13 protein-coding genes are annotated in these 19,140 nt (G+C 51.8%); 3 read left to right on the plus strand and 10 right to left on the minus strand.

Translation table 11 applies throughout. The annotated features are described in order from the left end of the window. From A918_RS0106205 to A918_RS0106215, 3 genes are all read left to right on the plus strand, one after another. A partial coding sequence (locus A918_RS0106205; protein WP_022710222.1) for a copper chaperone PCu(A)C occupies positions 1–419 on the plus strand: 419 nt, incomplete at its 5' end. 560 nt (positions 420–979) lie between these two features. Continuing rightward, positions 980–1,486: a hypothetical protein gene (locus A918_RS0106210; RefSeq protein ID WP_022710223.1), complete on the plus strand. Its 507-nt coding sequence runs from the start codon at positions 980–982 to the stop codon at positions 1,484–1,486. Positions 1,487–1,589: 103 nt separating this feature from the next. Then, positions 1,590–1,784: a hypothetical protein gene (locus A918_RS0106215; RefSeq protein ID WP_022710224.1), complete on the plus strand. Its 195-nt coding sequence runs from the start codon at positions 1,590–1,592 to the stop codon at positions 1,782–1,784. 190 nt (positions 1,785–1,974) lie between these two features. Here A918_RS0106215 and A918_RS0106220 read toward each other — a convergent pair whose 3' ends face one another. The 10 genes from A918_RS0106220 to A918_RS0106275 form a co-directional block, all read right to left on the minus strand. Further along, positions 1,975–2,688 carry a L,D-transpeptidase gene (locus A918_RS0106220; RefSeq protein ID WP_022710225.1) on the minus strand — a complete coding sequence of 238 codons (714 nt, stop codon included), beginning with the start codon at positions 2,686–2,688 and terminating at the stop codon, positions 1,975–1,977. Between the two features lie 191 nt (positions 2,689–2,879). Continuing rightward, positions 2,880–7,649, minus strand: coding sequence for a translocation/assembly module TamB domain-containing protein (locus tag A918_RS0106225; protein ID WP_022710226.1), 4,770 nt, complete (start codon positions 7,647–7,649; stop codon positions 2,880–2,882). Next, entirely contained in the window at positions 7,646–9,541 is a 1,896-nt protein-coding gene (locus A918_RS0106230) for an autotransporter assembly complex family protein (RefSeq protein WP_022710227.1), read from the minus strand. The genes A918_RS0106225 and A918_RS0106230 overlap by 4 nt, the downstream gene beginning before the upstream one ends. Positions 9,542–10,100: 559 nt before the next feature. After that, positions 10,101–10,619 (minus strand): SH3 domain-containing protein, encoded by a 519-nt coding sequence (locus tag A918_RS21285; RefSeq protein WP_084664676.1) that lies wholly within the window; start codon positions 10,617–10,619, stop codon positions 10,101–10,103. Positions 10,620–10,833: 214 nt separating this feature from the next. Then, complete coding sequence (gene cyoD / locus A918_RS0106240; protein WP_022710229.1) at positions 10,834–11,187, minus strand: cytochrome o ubiquinol oxidase subunit IV; 354 nt, start codon at positions 11,185–11,187, stop codon at positions 10,834–10,836. After that, a complete protein-coding gene (cyoC, locus tag A918_RS0106245; RefSeq protein ID WP_022710230.1) occupies positions 11,184–11,810 on the minus strand; it encodes a cytochrome o ubiquinol oxidase subunit III in 627 nt (208 codons plus the stop codon). Before cyoC ends, cyoD begins: the two co-directional genes overlap by 4 nt. Continuing rightward, positions 11,807–13,792 (minus strand): cytochrome o ubiquinol oxidase subunit I, encoded by a 1,986-nt coding sequence (gene cyoB / locus A918_RS0106250; protein ID WP_022710231.1) that lies wholly within the window; start codon positions 13,790–13,792, stop codon positions 11,807–11,809. Before cyoB ends, cyoC begins: the two co-directional genes overlap by 4 nt. Positions 13,793–13,868: 76 nt before the next feature. Next, entirely contained in the window at positions 13,869–14,813 is a 945-nt protein-coding gene (cyoA, locus tag A918_RS19650) for a ubiquinol oxidase subunit II (protein ID WP_022710232.1), read from the minus strand. Positions 14,814–15,743: 930 nt separating this feature from the next. Next, positions 15,744–15,962 carry a hypothetical protein gene (locus A918_RS19655; protein ID WP_022710234.1) on the minus strand — a complete coding sequence of 73 codons (219 nt, stop codon included), beginning with the start codon at positions 15,960–15,962 and terminating at the stop codon, positions 15,744–15,746. A gap of 281 nt (positions 15,963–16,243) precedes the next feature. Beyond that, entirely contained in the window at positions 16,244–19,054 is a 2,811-nt protein-coding gene (locus A918_RS0106275) for a DNA translocase FtsK (RefSeq protein ID WP_028233462.1), read from the minus strand. Between the last annotated feature and the right edge of the window lie 86 nt (positions 19,055–19,140).

Raw genomic sequence — 19,140 nt, forward strand, 5'->3', positions numbered from 1 at the left:
CCGGCGATCTGCAACTTTCCGAAGCCCATAGCATCGCGACAATTCCGAATGCCCGCGTGGCAGGCGGCTACATTGTCATTACCAACAAGGGCAAAGAAAATGATCGCCTGATCGGCGGCACCACAGATGCAGCCGGAAAAGTCGAAATTCATGAAATGTCGATGAAAGACAATGTCATGAAAATGCGCAAACTGAGCGAGCCTCTGATTATTCCTGCCGGTCAGACTGTGAAATTGGCGCCAACCGGTTTCCACATCATGTTTATGGATCTGGCCAAACCGTTCAAAGAAGGTGAAACAATCAATGTTGAGCTGGAATTTGAAAAAGCCGGAAAGGTTAATTTACCGTTTCACGTGAATCCGTCCAAGGGTTCTGCCGGTAATGCTGGCGGCAAGGCCAATGACCATAGCCATCACTAATTCCTGCTTCTCCGGGGCGGCATCGGTTCGGAGATAAAACACAAAACCGGAGCGCCGGTAATATCGGTGCTCCGCATTATGATTCTGGAACCGCTCCCTTTTACCCATCCTGTTTACAGGGTTTTGCATGAGGCGGGACGTCGCAGAGCTTAAAAATCCGGCCGGAATGTCATGCAATCCGGCCAGATGCGACAATCACGCAAAACATATACGGATTCATATAGATAGCATTGCATTTTAGAATAAAAACATGAGTAAAATACTCTGGAATTATTCTAAGCTATTGAAATAAGAACACTTTTCTAAATAAATGCTGAAAATTAGGTTTGACAACCGACCGTTTTCACCGGCATATTCCCGCTGTCAGAGCTTTCGGGAGGGATACTTCCGGCTCGTGGCAATAAATTCAACCTTTGATGTTTGGGCCTTGAACCCGCTCTATTGGAGGACCTCATGTTTGGTCAGGCACTTTACCGCCCAAGGGCGGTACTATCGTCGCGCCCTCAGCCGCGACGCATATTCATCGCTCCTTCGCGTCCGTTACAGATCGGATGCCGCCCATGAATATGCAGGTCAGAAATCTCTTTGAAACATCCAGTCATTATTTCGAGCGTCAGGCTGAAAAACTGGTGCTTGAAGGTTATCGCCACTGGACATCCGGCTTCGAAACCGGATCGGTTATTCCGTGGGAAATGGCCTGGACGATTTACACTCAGGAACTCGGCCTCGATAAAGCCAAGCTCGCGCTGGCCGAACTCTCCCATTTCATCCGCACCCTGCATTTTTGTGCAGCTTGTCAGCTCAAGGCCTTTCCTTATGGTTCGATGCATATCTGCCGTGAAGAATGCCTGCTGATGGGACTGATCTCCGCCTTGCAAAACGGTGACGATACAACCCGTGATGCCTGTCTGGATGCTCTGGTGACCGGCAGCCGTGTCGCGGAAGTTAAAAAAGCCGCGCAGGATTATGCACAGGTCATGGCAGAGCTCGATCAGGTGCTGCTGCCTATCCCTCATTACGCCGTTGCCTGTGTTTTATCACCGGCAGGGCACAAAACCTTTCACTGATATGAAGAGCTGAAACCTCTTTCATAACTTTACCATGATTTTAGCCCAGTGACTGCGAGCGAAGCGCTCCGGATCCGCGGGCAAAACCGACAGGACGAATACAATGAATGCAAAAACTGAAAAGCGCTTGGGTATTATGGCTGCGCTCCTGCTGACCGCAGCAATGTTTGTGGCGCCTAATCCGATCCAGCAACAGCAGAATTTTCATTTTCTCAGCATGACTGAAGAAGCCGTCAAAGATGTACCGGCTCTGATTGTTGTTGCGCAAAACCATCAGACCGGTTCAGCTATCCGCTAACAGCACCCATTTGAACTATCATATTTGATCATTTTTTTACTACTGTCCTCCCAAGACAGAAAAAGCCGCGCTAAAGCATTTTCAGCAAAAGTGGAAACCGGTTTTGCATATGAAAATGCGTAAAATAAATAGCCGGAGCATTTTAAAAATGCTCCGGCTCAGCGCGGCTTTTATTTTCAAATAGTTTTAATCAGGCCTGCACAACAATCGGTGCTTTGCCCTGCACGCGATCATAAAGATCAATAATATCCTGATTCATCAGACGTACGCAGCCGGAAGACATAGCCTGCCCGATCGACCACCATTCCGGATTGCCATGGATACGATAGCCGGTATCAACGCCGTCACGGAAAATATAAAGTGCGCGCGCGCCCAGCGGATTGGCTGGTCCCGGCTCCTGACCGTTACGGTATTTTTCCAGCTCCGGCTGGCGTTTGATCATTTCCGGCGGTGGTGTCCAGCGCGGCCATTGCTTCTTATATTGCACATTGGCACGGCCTGACCACTCAAAACCTGCACGCCCGACGCCGATGCCATAACGCATGGCCTCGCCGCCCTGCAGCACCAGATACAAATATCGCTCATTCAGGCGCACAACAATGGTGCCCGGTGCCTCGCCTGTCGGATCCGGCACGATCTGGCGGCGGAACTGTTTCGGCACTTTCTCATAAGGAATGGCAGGCAGGGAATAACCATTCTCATGAACCGCCGCATACATCACTTCATTACTGGTGACGCCTTTATCAACGCTGATCTGCGGGCGCATCACACTGCCGGTCGAAGACATATCAATATCCGGCTGAAAAGCCGACATATCCAGCGACTGGGTACAGCCGGCCAGACCAAAGGCACCGGCGCCGGTCAGAAAAATGCGACGGTTCAGAATTTCACCCTGCTTTGCCATGATAAATCCGTATCTTCAAAACCTTTTCAGAGGTCGGATTGTGCGCCCGCATGGTTGAAAAATCATTAAATTCGCCGGATCTTCATTTACCATAAACAATCGCCACACATTAAAAATGCAGTAAAAAGCAAAAAACCGGCACAAATTTGTACCGGTTTTTCAATTCGATCAGTATCCGCATCTCTGACGGATCAGTAATCTTTTTCGTAGAATACGCCAAGACCGGAATCACCATTCGTACCGACGGAGCCTTTGGCCTTGAGATCCCGCGTAATATCCAGATTGATCGTGCCTTTGGTGCCATTGGAACCGCTGGCTTCCACACCGAGATAAATATTATCGCGGATATAGCTGCCTGCACGAACCGCTGCATTGCCCTTGCTGTCGGTGACAACATCAAGATCATCCAGCCCTACGCCCTGACGCAATGCACCCAGCAGATTGGCGTTTTTACCACCCGCCAGTTCAGCGGCCGCAGCGGCAAGCTGTGCAATCTGGAAAGGAGACAGTTCCGAGATTGAGCGTTTGAAGATCAAACGCGCCAGAACTTCATCCTGCGGCAATTCCGGCTCCGAGGAGAATTTGATATCCGGATTATCCACCGTGCCCTGCACCGTCACCAGCACGATGATATCGCCGCCGTCACTGCGGGCAACGAAATAGAGCTGCGGGTTCATATCCCCGATCAGGGTCACACGGCCTTCATCAAAGGTTACACGCTGGGTCAGAATATCCAGACGGCCGCGCAGCAGTTCAAAACCACCGACCGGACGCACATTGGTTACAGGGCCTGTCAGACGGACAGCACCGCCCAGTTCCGTATCCAGACCGCGACCACGCACGAAAATCTGGTTCGGCGCAATCACGCGCACATCCAGTTGCGGCACAGTCGGACGGGATGTCGGCACCGGTGCGGAACCCTTGGCACGGGTTTCCACCTTGGCACGTTGCAACGTCATCAGCACTGATGCCGGTGTATTGACGTGGCGCACATCAATATTGGCACCGCCGCCGCCAAAACTTTCCGGCACGGTAATTTCCGCGCGTTCAATCTCGATCTTACCGGCAATCAGCGGATCGCGCATCAACGGGCCGGTAATGGTCAGGCCGCCATTAATGGTCGCAACCACCATGGAACCATCCGCATAACGTGCTTTGTCAAAATTGATCCGCAAATCGGCAGGGAAATTCTGCGCGGCATTGATCGAAATCGTGCCATCCGCATTGATTGAACCACCGGTCGACAAAGCTGCGCTTGCATTGCGCAGGCGGATTGTCTGACCTTCCATGCTGCCATTGATGGTAATATTGTTGAGGCGGATATTGGTTTCCGGATCAACCATCTGCGCACCGCTTGTCGAGAACATGCCGCGGATTTGCGGATTGTCGAAACCACCGCTGACATTGGCGGTCAAAGCCAGTGTACCGGTTGCCTGTGCTCCGCGATCCGACAGAAAACGATTGGCAAGCGCCAGCGGAATCTGCCCCGTCACATCAATACCCAAACCGCTGCCCGACAAAGGCACACGCCCCTGCGCGGTCACGCTGAGATTTTGCGGACCGTCAACAGACAGCGAGCTGATATTGACGGTCTTATCACCATAACGACCGGCAGCTTTCAGATTCAAAGGCGCAAGCCCGTTCTCAGCCAGCGGTTTGGCGCTCAGCGCGCGTCCGTTCAGATTGAACTCGGCGGCAGGATTGGTCAGAGCGCCGGTGACTTTTACAGTGCCGGTAACATTACCGCCCAGATTCTGATCCTTCACCACGCCATTGAGCAAAGCCAGCGGCAGGTTGGCCAGTTCAACATTCACATCCAGCGCACCGGCAGATTTATCCGTGCCCAGCGGCACAAAACCATTCACACGGGTATCAAGACCATTACCGCCGGTAATCCGGCTGTCCACTTTCAGACGGTTCTGGCTCGACGTACCTTTAGCTGTCGCATTCAAGGCACCAATGCCAAGTTCACGCGTCTGGCGGGCAATCACATCACGTGCATTGATGTCAAAACTGACATCAGGCTGGTTGCGCGAACCGGTAACCTTGGCCTGACCATTGATCAGACCGCCAAGCCCCAAATCCGGCTGAATGCTATTTGCCACATTCAGCGGCAAATTATCCAGTTTCACATCCAGATTGAAGCGATCAGCCAAAGCACCATTAAGGCTCAGACGTCCTTCCCCCACCTGCATGATAATATTGTTAAAGGTAACATCGCTGCCTTTCAGCGCCAGAGATGCCGGTTGCGCCAGTCTGGTCAGCATTGTGCCCTGACGCAGCTCCGCATCTGAAAGCGACAGCAACAAACCACCGTCCTGCGGCTCCAATGCGCCGTTGACTTTAACTTTGGTACCGATCTTCAGATCAGTTGCAGCCTGAAAAACCGTTTTGCTGCCTTCAGACTGAGCCGTTGCATCAACCGTATTGATTTCAAATGTACCGGCGCGGATGGACTGTGCTTTCACAGTACCGTCCACAACAGGAACATTAAACAGGTCGGCAAGCGTCGCATTAATATCCGCCTGCCCGATCACATTGCCTTCAACATTCAGATTACGGATATCTGCTTTGACCGCAGCATTCTGACGGTCATTTTCATAAGACAGATCAATATCCGCATTGATGCTACCGGTTGCTTTGGCAAGGAAAAGAGCGGCTGCAGTTGAGACATCCGGCGCATCAACTTTCAGGCGACCGGCGAGCAGGTTTTTGTCCGCAATATTCAGATCACCACTGACGCGCGTGCCGCCTGCAACAAAATTCAGGTCGCTCAGGCGTTTGCCTTGCTCATCCAGCGCAATTTTACCGGCAAGATCGAGTTTTTCACCGCTTAAGAAGCCACTGCCGCTGAAACCACCGCTCAAAGACGGAGCAAGCTTCGGATCAGAACCGTCCAGCACAGCATTGAAGTCGAGCAGACCCTCATTCAGTTTGCGCCCTTCCAGCGAACCGGAAGGCACAGATGCGCGGGCAGCCAGAGCAATCCGGTTTTCTATTCCGCGTGCACTGGCTTTCAGCGACAAAGGTCCCGTTGCCTTATCGGACAAATCGGCAATATCACCAATCTCAACGCCCAGATCGAAATCGGCATCCTTGCTCGAGAATGAGCCATTGGCAGTGATTGCATTTGCATCATTACCAATACGGAAACCACGAGCGGAAAAACCGTTTTCAGAACGTGCCAGACCACCGCTCAAAGTGGAGCGGCCATTGATAATACGGTCAGCAATGTCCTCACCGGTTTTAATATTCTCTGCTGTGCCATCCAACGTCAGGTCAAATCCGCCGGTGAGAAGCGCAACAGTACCGGTTGCTTTCAGATCAAGACTGCCGGCAAGCGAACGGTCTGCCAGTGCCGAGAACGGCATGAGGCTGTTTGCCTGCAAAACAATATCACCGGTATAAATGAATTTATCAATTGCACCCTTTAAGGCAGCGCTCAGACCATTACCGGTGAGTTGCAGTTTTTCAAGCTGCACAGGAGACCCGGCACGCCATTGCCCCGACACGGCCAGATCAAAACGATCACCCAGCGCCTGCGCAACCTCAGGCTGCCTGGCATTAATCCCCGTTACATTCCCTGTAATATTGAAACCGACATGGCGGTTTTGTGCGTCTTGCAGATTTTCTGCTGCGCCGCCCATATCCAGCACAGTCTGCTGTGCGGAGAAATCACCGGCCTGCAGACCTTCAACCAGCAGCTTGCCTGTCCAGTCTGCGGATTGGCGGTCGCCGTAATCCAGTGTCAGACGCGCAGACGCCAGAGAGGTCTGGCCGCCGCTGACCGGCAGAAGCACACGGCCTTTTTCCCGATCTGCAATCAGCGCATCAAGGGTCAGACGTGTCAGAAAACCGTCATTGGCGGTTTCGGCCTTGGCCTGTACCTGCAGAGCGGCATTGGAAAGATTGAAATTATCCAGACGGAAACCGCCGCCATCCTTGATAAAACCATTGGCTGCAAGGCTTGAGGTTGCGCCAAAGAAATCACGGAATTTTTCCGGAATGAGTGCAGCAATCGGACCTTTGACATCCGCATTAAACACGCGGCCGGTAACAGTGCCGTCCGCATTGCGGTTCAGGGTCAGAAGTCCGGTCAGAATGCGCTGGCTGTCCGCATCAAGCGTCAGGTCAACTTTCAGATCATCAAGCTTGCCTGCGCCGGTCAGAGCCAGCTCAACAGGCGGTTTGCCTGCAATATTCAGGAGATTGGCGGCAATACCATTGGCAGGCTCGGAAAGACGCATATCCAGATCAAGCTTCTGATCGGCATTGGCATAATCCGCCTTCAGCTTCATCGTGCCGCCCGGACCATCCAGACGCTGAATGTCAAACAGCGACTCCAGCGATCCGTCCTGAAGGGTCAGATTGCCTTTCAGTGCCACTTCCGATGCCAGACCAAAAACCGGCTGGCCGAATTTCAGGCGTTCAATATTCAACTCACCCAGCAAAACCGCCAGCGGCAGTTCCGGCAAAGCAAAGCCACCGGCTTCCGGTGACGGCAGTCCCTCATCCGGCAAAGGTGTGCGGATAAACTCAACTTCCTTGGCCGAGAGTGTATCCACACTCAGACGACCGCGCAAAAGAGCCAGACGGCTCCAGACAAGCTGGGCATCTTTAATGCGCAGCCAGATACCTTCTCGGTCAGCAACCGTGATAGCGCCGACTTTAGCCTCAGACGACAAAACACCTTCAATACCGGTAATGCTGATCTTGCGGTTCGGCCCCGACAGTTTTTCTTCAACAAAAGACAGGAAGTAGGACTTCTCCTCTTCGGCTTCCTGCGTGGAAACAGAAGTGTCAGCCTGTGCGGTCTGCGTACCTGAACCCGCAGGATTGCTCTGGCCGGTAGCAGGCGTCGTTACGCTGTCCGCCCCCTGAGGCAGCAACGATGCCCCGATATAAATACCGAGCGGCAGAATGATAAAGAAAGTGGCTACGAAAGCGAGAAAACGGTTCAAAACGCCTGTCCTATGCCGACATAGAATGCAAAACTTGAGTCACCTGCCTTGCGGTTGAGCGGCACGGCAGCATCGAAACGGATCGGTCCGAGACTGGTATCATAACGCAAGCCCGCACCTGCCCCCAAACGCAGATTCTCCGCAAAATCAGGGTAGGATTCCTCCCCGACATATCCTCCGTCTACAAACCCGACCACACCGATACTATCGGTAACTTTTGTACGAACCTCGCCGGACATTTCCATCAGCGAACGTCCGCCGATCACCACATCCCCCGGCTTATTCACCCCGATGCTGCGATAAGCATAACCACGGACAGAACCACCGCCACCGGCAAAGAAGACTTTATCCGGCGGCAGATCGCTCATATCGGCACCGACAATCGATCCGACTTTAACACGACCGGCCAGCACAACGCGCTTATCTTCACCAAAGCCGTAATAGCCACGGCCTTCTGCGGTAAATTTGGTCGAGAAACTGCCGTTTTTGAGCTCGTAGAACGGCTCAACCACGCCCTCGGCATAATATCCGGATGTGGCATTGGTCTTGTTATCGCGCTTATCCAGCAGAATACCACCCAGCATCCCCACGGTGAAGAACTGGCGTTTGCCGTAATAATCATCATCAAACTGCGCACGAGACACATTGGCAAACAAACGTCCGCTCAGATCTTCATTGAAGATATGCGTAAAGCCTGCCTGTCCGCCGACCGATGTCTCGGTATAATTATCCAGAACCTCACGTTTACCGGTCAGAGACGAAACGAAATCCGTATCCGGTGTGAACACGCCCGGTTTGGTGAAGGATGTACCCAGCACATAGGTGAAGTTTTTCGGATCATAGGAGTTATCCTGCGAACCGCCGATACCGCTGACCTTGGCATCAAAGCGCAGACGCTCGGCTTTACCGAACAGATTGCGATGCATCCAGAAGGCTTCTACCCCTGCACCGTCCAGCGTGGAATAACTCGCACCAAGACCGAAGCGGCGCGGTTTACGCTCCTGCACGATCAGATCCATCGGCAGAATACCGTCGCGGTTGATTTCCTGTGCTTCCTGAATAGATGTTGAGCGGAAAACATCCAGCCGCGCCAAACGGCGGCGTGCGCGCTCAATATCATCCGGATCATATTCCTGCCCCGGTTTCAGGTCTGTCATATAGGCAACGAATTCCGGATCCATGCGGGCTGTGCCCTGCACTTTGACAGGACCGTAATGGGCAACACGTCCCGGTTCCAGCGTGATATCCGCATTCAGCACATTGCCTTCATGATCGGCAACAATATCCTCACGCGTAACTTTCGCTTTGGCATAACCCTGCTGGCGCCATGCCTCAACAGCAAGACGCTCTGCCTTCAGGATTGTACCGGATTTGGCAATTTCACCGTTTTTGAAACCGGCCTTTTCAGGCGACTGCACCTGATCGCGGCGGTCATCTGTCGGCGGCGCAAGTTCATTAATGCTGGCGCGGGCAAACAGGAATTGCGGGCCCGGATCAACATTGATGACAATTTTCGATGTATCCGGCAATTGTGTATCCGGCGGCAGGTTTGCAGCTTCGCGGCCATCAACCAGAATACTGATGGTGCCGCCATAACGACCTTCACCATAAAGTGCCATCAAAATACGGCGGTAATCACCACGTGCTTTGGCCAGCAGTCCGCCGGAGCCGGAAGCCGCTTTTTCTTCATCAGCCACAAGCCGTGAAGCGCCTTTAACCAGATCTTCCACATCGGCTGCCGTGCCGTCTTTATTGGTGCGGGTGCCGCCGGAAGTGACTTCAACGCTGTAGCGTTTTGGTTCGGCAATGACATCATCGGCTTCTTCAGCCTTGTCTTTACCCCAAAGTTTAATGCCAAAGAGCTCAAAAGCATGCGCAGGCGATGCCGCCATAACCGGCAGCAGCGCAGTGAACAGCAGGAGGGTGCTGACTTTACGGATTGGAGCTCTCCTTAATTTATTACCTGCATATCATCCCATTCAACGGGGTCAATACGCATATTCCTCGGCATAGCCCGCTCCACCCATCGCGCGATGCCTAACAATCAAACTAGCGGAGAGTATAATCCAAAAGCTTACACTGCTTTTTTAAAATTTATGCTTAACAAAATATTAATTTGTATTTTCCTTTACCTAAAGAAAAACTTAATTTGTGGCTTTCAATCAAATATGAATTTTGAATATTTAATCTTAAGAAAGAAACAAAAACGAAAATTACAGAGGCATAAAGCCGTAAAATATTGAAAATATTTGTCTTTTAAAAATACAGCCGCACAGGCAATTTAAAACCGGCCTGAGATATTGTTCCGGAACGCATTTGTCATACGGATTGCAACACGTTCCAAGAAAATGCGCATTGGTTAAAATACAGCCACCTCCCTTAAAGAGTCCTGCCATGGAGCCAAGTTTCCTATAACAGGGAATCGCCTTGCAGAATCTGCCTTATCAGATCCTATCTGCGCCATCCTCCGCGCGGAAAATGCACAGGCCCCACACCCCATCGGGGGCTCCAGCCCTGTCGGCCAAAAGGACGAGGATTATAGCGTGGCCCATAAGGCCGGTAGCCCGGACGATACCAAGGCCGGTAATAAGGCGGGTGCCAGCCCGTGTAGTAAGGTTGATAATACGGAGCATAAAACGGATCATCATAAAAACCTGATCCGATATTCAGCCCGAAAGTGACTTGCGGCTGCGTATTATAGACCGGTGCAGCATTATAGCCCTGATAGGATTGAGATAAATAACGGCCGCTTATCCAGCCTATCCCCCAGCTGCTTCTGATCTGACACCAGCTGCCGCGGCAGCTCTCAATATGCACCGCTGCTCCGCGTGGCAAAGCTGCAATCCGCGTATAGTTTGTACCCGGCCCCTGCCGTAAATTGACAGTACCCGAAACAGTAGCGACCTGCGCCTGCACAATGCCGGTTCCTACCAGCAGCATTAGCCCTGAAATTATTGAAATACTCTTCATCGAAATCACCAAATTAAAATTGAAAAAATTTAAATGAATGCAAATTTTAAATGACGCGCTTTGAGAAGATCAAAATTATGAAAGAATAAGGACTGTAATTTGAGACAGGTTACCCATGCATCTCAATATAAAATGCATAAAAAAACGGCGCAGCCAAAGGCAGCGCCGTTCATTGTTATTCCCGTGAGTGAGATAAGCTCACCCATATTGCACCTTATGGCAGCGCGCGTGCGGCCTCAGGGCTGACTTCCATCATATTGATGGCCAGATGGTTCATGATCCACAGCGAGCCGATCAGAACAATCGCCAAAATCAGCACGGTGAAGAGCAGAGCCAGCAATGTCCAGCCGCCCTCGGATTTGGAATCCATATGCAGGAAGTAAACCAGATGAACAATCATCTGCACCGCGCCGAAAACCATAATAATGGCAACGGTTGTGGTGGTGTCAAAATACTGTCCCATCACCACGCCGAAAGGTACGGCTGTGAGGATGACGGCCAGAATGAAACCGATAATATAATTCTTGGTTTCGCTGGCTGATGCTTCAGTTTTATGCGCGGAACTCATGCCTGAACTCCCATCAGATAAACAATCGAGAATACACCGATCCAGACAACATCAAGGAAGTGCCAGAACAGGCTGAGGCACATCAGACGTGTCTGGTTGGCTTCTGTCAGACCGGAACGCAGAACCTGCGCGACCAGAACCAAAATCCAGATCAGACCGAACAGAATGTGCAAACCGTGCGTACCGACCAATACGAAGAAGGCGGACAGGAATGCAGAACGGCCAGGACCGGCACCGATTTCGATCAGGTGATGGAATTCATAGATTTCCATCGCCAGAAAGGCTGCGCCGAGCAGGAATGTCACGGCAATCCAGCCAAGCATGGCGGATTGTTTTTTACGTGACATCGCGATCATCGCGAAGCCATAGGTCAGGCTGGAGAACAGCAGCAGAGCGGTTTCCACAGCAATGAAGTTCAGATCGAACAGTTCCCAGCCGGTCGGTCCTCCCGCGTATGAACGCGAGAGAACTGCAAAGGTGGCAAACAGACCCGAGAAGATGACACAGTCACTCATCAGGTAGATCCAGAAGCCGATCAGTGTCGTGCCGCGGGAATCGTGGTGCTCGTGATCGTCGTCATGCCCGTGGGCGTGATCGTTAGCGTGCGTTACAGCGGCACTCATGGCTTAACTCCCAAAGACTGCAGCTTGAGCGTATGCTCATCTTCGATGCGCTGCACTTCTTCCGCAGTGACATAGTAGTCGCGGTTATTGTTGAAGGAATGGATGATGCTGATCGCGATGATGGCCAGAGTAGCGGCAATTGCCAGCCACCAGATATGCCATACACCGGCAAAACCAAGCGCAATACAAACCATACCGATGATGAAACCGGTGCCGGTATTACGCGGCATATGAATTGGCTTGAACTTGTCGGTTTTACGCTTCACGCCACGCTTCTTCATATCCCAGTAAGCATCAACATCCTGAACACGCGGTGTCTCAGAGAAATTGTAGAACGGAGCAGGAGAAGCCACAGACCATTCCAGCGTACGACCGTTTTCCCACGGATCACCGGTGTGGTCACGCAGAGCTTCGCGGTTGCGGATGGACACCAGAACCTGAATGATCTGACAGGCAATACCAACCAGAATGATTGCAGCACCGATAGCGGCAATAATCAGGTAAATCTGCCATGCCGGATTTTCAGTGTGGTTGATACGGCGGGTCATACCCATGAAGCCCAGAATATAGAGCGGCATGAAGGCAAGAATGAAACCGGTCAGCCAGCACCAGAATGCGCGTTTGCCCCAGGTTTCATCGAGACGGAAACCGAATGCTTTCGGGAACCAGTAGATGAAGCCGGCAAAACAACCGAACAGCACGCCGGAGATAATCACGTTATGGAAGTGCGCGATCAGGAATACGGAATTGTGCAGTACAAAGTCCGCAGGCGGAATTGCAAGCATAACGCCGGTCATACCACCGACCACAAAGGTACACATGAAGCCGACAGTCCACAGAACCGGCGTTTCCATACGCACGCGGCCTTTATACATCGTGAACAGCCAGTTGAAGATTTTCGCCCCTGTCGGGATCGAAATAATCATTGTCGCCACGCCGAAGAAGGCGTTAACGGAGGCACCGCCACCCATTGTAAAGAAGTGGTGAGCCCAGACGAGGAAGGCCAGAACGGTAATGGCAACGGTCGCATAAACCATTGAAGTATAGCCGAACAGACGCTTGGCAGAGAAAGTCGCGATAACTTCCGAGAACACACCAAAGCAAGGCAGAACCAGAATATAAACTTCCGGATGACCCCAGATCCAGATGAGGTTGATATACATCATCGGATTGCCGCCGAAATCATTGGTGAAGAAATGCATACCAAGATAACGGTCAAGCTGCAGGAGCGACAGGGTTACGGTCAGGATCGGGAAAGCTGCAACGATCAGAATGTTCGAGCAGAGTGCAGTCCATGTGAAAACCGGAACCTGCATCATTGTCATGCCGGGAGCGCGCATTTTGATGATGGTTGCGATAAGGTTCACACCGGAGAGCAGCGTACCCATACCGGAAATCTGCAAAGCCCAGAGGTAATAGTCAACACCGACACCGGGGCTGTATTCCAGACCGGACAGCGGCGGATAAGCCAGCCAGCCTGTACGGGCGAATTCACCGACGCCGAGCGAGATGTTTACCAGAATAGCACCGGCAACAGTCAGCCAGAAGCTCAGGGAGTTCAGGTAAGGGAACGCAACGTCGCGGGCACCGATCTGCAGCGGAACTGCAAAGTTCATCAGACCAACGATAAACGGCATCGCCACGAAGAAGATCATGATCACGCCATGGGCAGTGAAGATCTGGTCATAGTGGTGCGGAGGCAGGAAGCCTTCATTGGCGCCGGAGGCCATAGCCTGCTGGGCGCGCATCATCACGGCATCGGAGAAGCCGCGGAACAGCATCACCAGCGCCAGAATGATATACATGATACCAACGCGCTTATGATCGACAGTTGTCAGCCAGTCACGCCACAATACGCCCCATTTACCGAAATAGGTAATGGCTGCGAACAGAGACAAACCGCCGAGTACAACGGCACTTAAAGTGACCACAAGTATCGGTTCGTGAAGCGGAATATCCGCCAGGGTAAGTTTTCCGAACATTTCTCTACACTTTTAATGGCAAAACCATTGGCCATAATCTGCCAATGGTCTGCCTGCCTAAAGTCACGAAATCCCGTCAGTTAGACGCAGGTTCCGCAGGCGATTCTTTTTTCACAGAGGATGTGATGAATGGTGAAAGCTTCTGTACGCTGCCGCCGCCATGGCTGACACACGGGGTCTTGCCATCCACACAACGACCGATAACAGCACTGAACAGACCAGGCTCAGTTGAGGCATAATGTGTAACCGGATGCTTCTCTGTCGGCTGATCCAGCTCGATATAACCGGCACGGTTCAGCGCTTTGTCAGAGGTGCGGACTTCGGAAACCCATTTTTCAAAGTCGGCTTCGTTTTTCACATGGGTTGTGAAACGCATCTGCGCAAAACCGTCACCGCTATAGTTCGCGGAGATACCTTCATAAGCACCGATTTCATTGCCGATGAGGTGCAGCTTGGTCTGCATACCAGGCATTGCATAAACCTGACCGCCTAGAGCCGGAATGAAGAAGGAGTTCATCGTGTGACCGGAAGTGATACGGAAGTTCAGCGGACGATCAACCGGTACGACCAGTTCATTCACCGAGGCAATCCCCTGCTCCGGATAGATGAACAGCCATTTCCAGTTCATAGCCACAACTTCAACCTGAACCGGCTTTGCCGCATGTTCCAGCGGGCGGTACGGATCGAGCTCATGGGTCTTAATCCAAGTCACATAACCAAGAATGAGGATGACGATGCACGGAATAATCCAGACAGCGGCTTCAATCTTGTTTGAGTGATGCCAGTCCGGCAGATATTCATTATCTTTGTTGGCGCGATATTTATTCGCGAAATACAAGGTCGCGATAATGACCGGCACAACAATCAGCGACATGATGACTGTCGCGAAAACAATCAGGTCGCGTTCCTTAATGCCGACTTCGCCTTTAGGAAACAGCACAACCTGCTGACACCCTGCCAGTATAGCCGTCAGCATCAGAACCGCACCGATACCTGCCGACCGGAATAATCTGTGTTTCATTTAATTTTTCCGTCTTGAATGCGCCCGGGACAGGCCACATATCAACATTCACCAAGATATTTCAGGCTCATGAATAAGCTCAAAAACATCTTAACTGCTTTGAAATGCTGTATTATTTCTTATCTGACATTGTTTCAGACTAAGAAGAACATACAGTAGTTTCGGTAAATTCTGAAATTCATAAACAAAAAAGCGCCGTATTTCAACACCGGCGCCTATACGCACATATTTCAGAAAACCCGGCCGGAGCAATTTCATCTCTCAAAAAAGATAAAAGCTGCTCCCATCAGACCGGAATATCGAATGTCTGAACCCACAATTGACGGGCATATCAGACCGATTCACTCCGGCATCCAGAACTTTTGCGGTTTCTATAAGCAGGAAAGCATCTAACAGCAAGATGAATCTCGGTCACGTTTCCGCGTCCGGAGCAAAAACTATCCGGCAGGCATAAGACGGCACATGAAACAGGGAAATCAGGAAACAGCTGCAAAGGTCCAAGGCATTTCACAGTCAAGAGGGACCAGCTTGACGCCCTGAACTTAGTCAAGTCGGATCAACTTGACGGCAGTGATAATGCGATCAAATAAAGAATCCAGAGCAGGTCACGGGAAAGCGGGCACCGGTTTTCCGATAACGACATGCGTAAAAACAAGGAGACAGAGCGAGCACTAGGATCCAATCCGGACGTCAATCGCTCCTGGCAAAAAAGCTTTAGAAAATGAAAAAGGCCGGGATGTCCCGACCTTCCATGAAACGCCTCAACCAATGCCAGTACATCCGTGGTCAATAGTCAGGCGAATTTCTTAAACTTTATTTATGTATAGGCCCCGATTATTTCAAGAGCATGACAGATTTACGTTATCTTTGTGTCATCTATCTTGCTTTTGCATCCTGCTGTTCCGGCATAAGCACAGCCTGACAGCCGGATTATGCTACGGCACGATCCTGATACAGTTCCTGTTCTCTTTCCTCTTCCTGCGCAATATAGGCATAAACCTCATCCATACATTGCTGCAGCATATCGAGATCAACTGGCCCCATGCGGCTGAGATAAATATCCATCTCGGAAGCAGGCACACCACGCTTAATCATTTCGACAATCGCCTGTACGACTATGGTTTTCTGATCAAATCTGTAGCGCTGCATACCCCACCTCACGCATCTCAGGGCTCTCCTCCCCTTTATGCACCCATATGGTTAATATGGCGTGAAGATGGCACATTTAACAACAGCAAATAACTGTCATTTTTTAACAAGATCTCCGCAAAATGATATTTCTGCGCAATAAAAACGACCTGCATTACATTATAAAATTATAACTTACATATATCTAATAGCTTAAAAACAAAAACTGCCCGCCGGTATATTTTCCGGCAGGCAGTAATCATATTTCTATTTGCTGAAAGACAGCAGATCAGCTTAACGGATTACATACCGTCATTCTGACCGATGATCTCGCGCTTACCGACATGATTGGCAGCGCCGACAAGACCTTCCTGCTCCATACGCTCCACCAGAGATGCGGCACGGTTATAACCGATCGACAAACGCCGCTGGATATAGGATGTCGAGCATTTCTTATCCCGCAACACCACTTTGACAGCCTTTTCGTAAAGATCATCGCCGTCGTCGGATGCCATATCGCTCTTATCAAAAACCGCACTGTCATCTTCAACCGCTTCCGTGTCTTCTTCATCAGCAGTTACGGTTGCCAGATAATCAGGACGTCCCTGTTCTTTCAGGTGATTAACGACCTTTTCGACTTCCTCATCCGATACGAACGGACCATGGACGCGGACAATGCGACCGCCACCGGCCATATGCAGCATATCGCCCTGACCAAGCAGTTGCTCAGCACCCTGTTCACCAAGAATGGTACGGCTGTCGATCTTCGACGTGACCTGGAAGGAAATACGGGTCGGGAAGTTCGCCTTGATCGTACCGGTGATCACATCAACAGAAGGTCGCTGCGTCGCCATGATCAGGTGAATACCGGCCGCACGCGCCATCTGCGCCAGACGCTGGATCGCACCTTCGATTTCCTTACCGGCAACCATCATCAGGTCGGCCATTTCATCGACGATAACGACGATGTAAGGCATTGGCGTCAGATCCATTTCCTGTTCTTCATACAGGATTTCACCGGTCGCCTTGTCAAAGCCTGCCTGAACGGTACAGGTTACAGTCTCACCTTTTTCACGCGCTGCGGCTGCACGGGCATTGTAGCCGTCAATATTACGCACACCGAGACGCGACATCTTGCGATAGCGCTCTTCCATTTCGCGCACGGTCCATTTCAGCGCCACGACGGCCTTTTTCGGATCGGTAACGACAGGGGTGAGCAGATGCGGAATACCGTCATAAATCGACAATTCCAGCATTTTCGGATCGATCATGATCAGGCGGCATTCTTCCGGCTTCAGACGGTAGAGTAGCGACAGGATCATAGTATTGATAGCAACAGACTTACCGGAACCGGTCGTACCGGCAACCAGCAGATGCGGCATCTTCGCAAGCTCGGCAATTACCGGCTCACCGCCGATGGTTTTGCCAAGGCAGAGCGCCAAACGGCAATTGGTGCGCTCGAAAGCAGGCGATTCAATCAGCTCGCGGAAATAAACCGTTTCGCGGATCGAATTCGGCAATTCAATACCGATCACATTGCGCCCCGGCACCACTGCAACACGGGCAGAGAGTGCCGACATGGAACGGGCAATATCATCAGCCAGACCAATCACGCGGGAGGATTTAACACCCGGTGCCGGTTCAAATTCATAGAGGGTGACAACCGGACCCGGACGCACATGGATGATTTCACCACGCACACCGAAATCTTCCAGAATGCTTTCCAGCAAACCAGCGCTGCGCTCCAGCATTTCCTGCGAAATAATCGCACCGTCTTTATAAACAGGCTCCTGCAACAAAGCACGAGGCGGATATTCATAACCTTCACCGGACATTACAGTTCCGGTTTCAATCGCGGTCGGCGAGAAAATCGACAAGTTGATCGAGGCCGACGGATTGCGTGGCGCAGGAGCGGCAGCGAATGTTACCGGTGCAACAGTTGGTGCGACAGGTGTTTCTTCCTGTTCCGCCACAGCTTCCTGTACCAGATCACAATCTTCCACCACAGTTTCAGCAACTGCTTCAGCAATTGGTTCAGTCACTATTTCAGCTGGCATTTCTGCAAGCGGCTCGGCAGCAACGACCACAGCTTCTTCTGCTGCCGGTACGGACACTGCATTCAGCGGCGGCTGCATGCTCAGTGCCTGTGTGGCAATTGAATAGACCGGCATCTGATAACCGGACAGGCCAAAACTAAAGGATGGCAGAAACGGATTGCTGACAGTCTGTGCAGGCTCTGCCGCAGCAGCAACAGTTTCTGCAAGCTCAGCCACGGCTTCCGCAACCGGTGCCGGTGTTTCAGCTTCAATCTCAACTGCGGCTTCTGCAACAGTTTCCGCTACGGTTTCAGCAATCTGTGCTTCGTCATGCACTGGTCGCCATTCAACGGTGCGGAACATGCTCAGAATTGATTTTTCTTCCGCAACGGGTGCTGCTTCCGCGACAGGCATCACGGCTACAGGTGCCAATACAGGTGCAGGCATTTCTGCCGGTTCTGTCACTGTCTCAACAACAGCTTCCGCAGCAGGGGCAATTTCCGGCAATCCGGCAAATTCCCAGAAGGCAAAATCAGACAAATGGCTCAGCTGCAAACCGCCCTGCTCTGTCTCAGCAACCGGAGCAACAGGTTCAGCAAGCACAGGCTGCTGCGGCTCAGGCAGATGCGAAACCACAGCATTGACCACTTCAGCTTCCGGCACGATTGAGACCACCGGTGTCGGCACGGTACCGGCCAGAGGTGCCGCAGCTTCAACATGCGGCGCAACCGGAACGGCAGGCAGGCGCAAACGCGCAGCAACAATCATGCTTGAAGGTCCGCGCAAAACCGGCGCAGTACGAACAGGCTGGGCAGCCACAGGAGCGGCGGTGGCAGGCTGCATGACAGGTGTTGCAGCTACTTCTTTCTGCACAGGTGCAGATGGCTGCACTTCTTCCTCCGCACCGAATTCTTCAATCAGCTTGGCGCGCAAGCGCTGCAATTCATTTTCAGGTGTGCGGGTAAAACGCACATTCTCGGCCAAAGCAAAAGCATTTTTCCAGACCTTTTCGCCGGAGCCGAATTGCTCACGTACAGACAAGCCCTGATAGGCCACATGCGGATTAGGCACGGTCATCGTCGGATTGGCCGGTTTCGGATGTACCGGAGCAGATACGGCCTGCGGCGCGGCAGGCACAGCTGCTGCAACAGGTTCCTGCGCAG

The organism is Pseudochrobactrum sp. AO18b (genome assembly GCF_000409565.1).
GTDB lineage: Bacteria > Pseudomonadota > Alphaproteobacteria > Rhizobiales > Rhizobiaceae > Pseudochrobactrum > Pseudochrobactrum saccharolyticum.

Bases quoted from the DNA above. Each gene is read 5' to 3' on its own strand.
- A918_RS0106220 (WP_022710225.1), bottom strand. From the start codon at position 2,688: ATGGCAAAGCAGGGTGAAATTCTGAACCGTCGCATTTTTCTGACCGGC.
- A918_RS0106230 (WP_022710227.1), bottom strand. From the start codon at position 9,541: ATGGCGGCATCGCCTGCGCATGCTTTTGAGCTCTTTGGCATTAAACTT.
- A918_RS0106275 (WP_028233462.1), bottom strand. From the start codon at position 19,054: ATGACCGTGCCTAATCCGCATGTGGCCTATCAGGGCTTGTCTGTACGT.
- cyoC (WP_022710230.1), bottom strand. From the start codon at position 11,810: ATGAGTGCCGCTGTAACGCACGCTAACGATCACGCCCACGGGCATGAC.
- cyoD (WP_022710229.1), bottom strand. From the start codon at position 11,187: ATGAGTTCCGCGCATAAAACTGAAGCATCAGCCAGCGAAACCAAGAAT.
- A918_RS19655 (WP_022710234.1), bottom strand. From the start codon at position 15,962: ATGCAGCGCTACAGATTTGATCAGAAAACCATAGTCGTACAGGCGATT.
- cyoB (WP_022710231.1), bottom strand. From the start codon at position 13,792: ATGTTCGGAAAACTTACCCTGGCGGATATTCCGCTTCACGAACCGATA.
- cyoA (WP_022710232.1), bottom strand. From the start codon at position 14,813: ATGAAACACAGATTATTCCGGTCGGCAGGTATCGGTGCGGTTCTGATG.
- A918_RS0106210 (WP_022710223.1), top strand. From the start codon at position 980: ATGAATATGCAGGTCAGAAATCTCTTTGAAACATCCAGTCATTATTTC.
- A918_RS21285 (WP_084664676.1), bottom strand. From the start codon at position 10,619: ATGAAGAGTATTTCAATAATTTCAGGGCTAATGCTGCTGGTAGGAACC.
- A918_RS0106215 (WP_022710224.1), top strand. From the start codon at position 1,590: ATGAATGCAAAAACTGAAAAGCGCTTGGGTATTATGGCTGCGCTCCTG.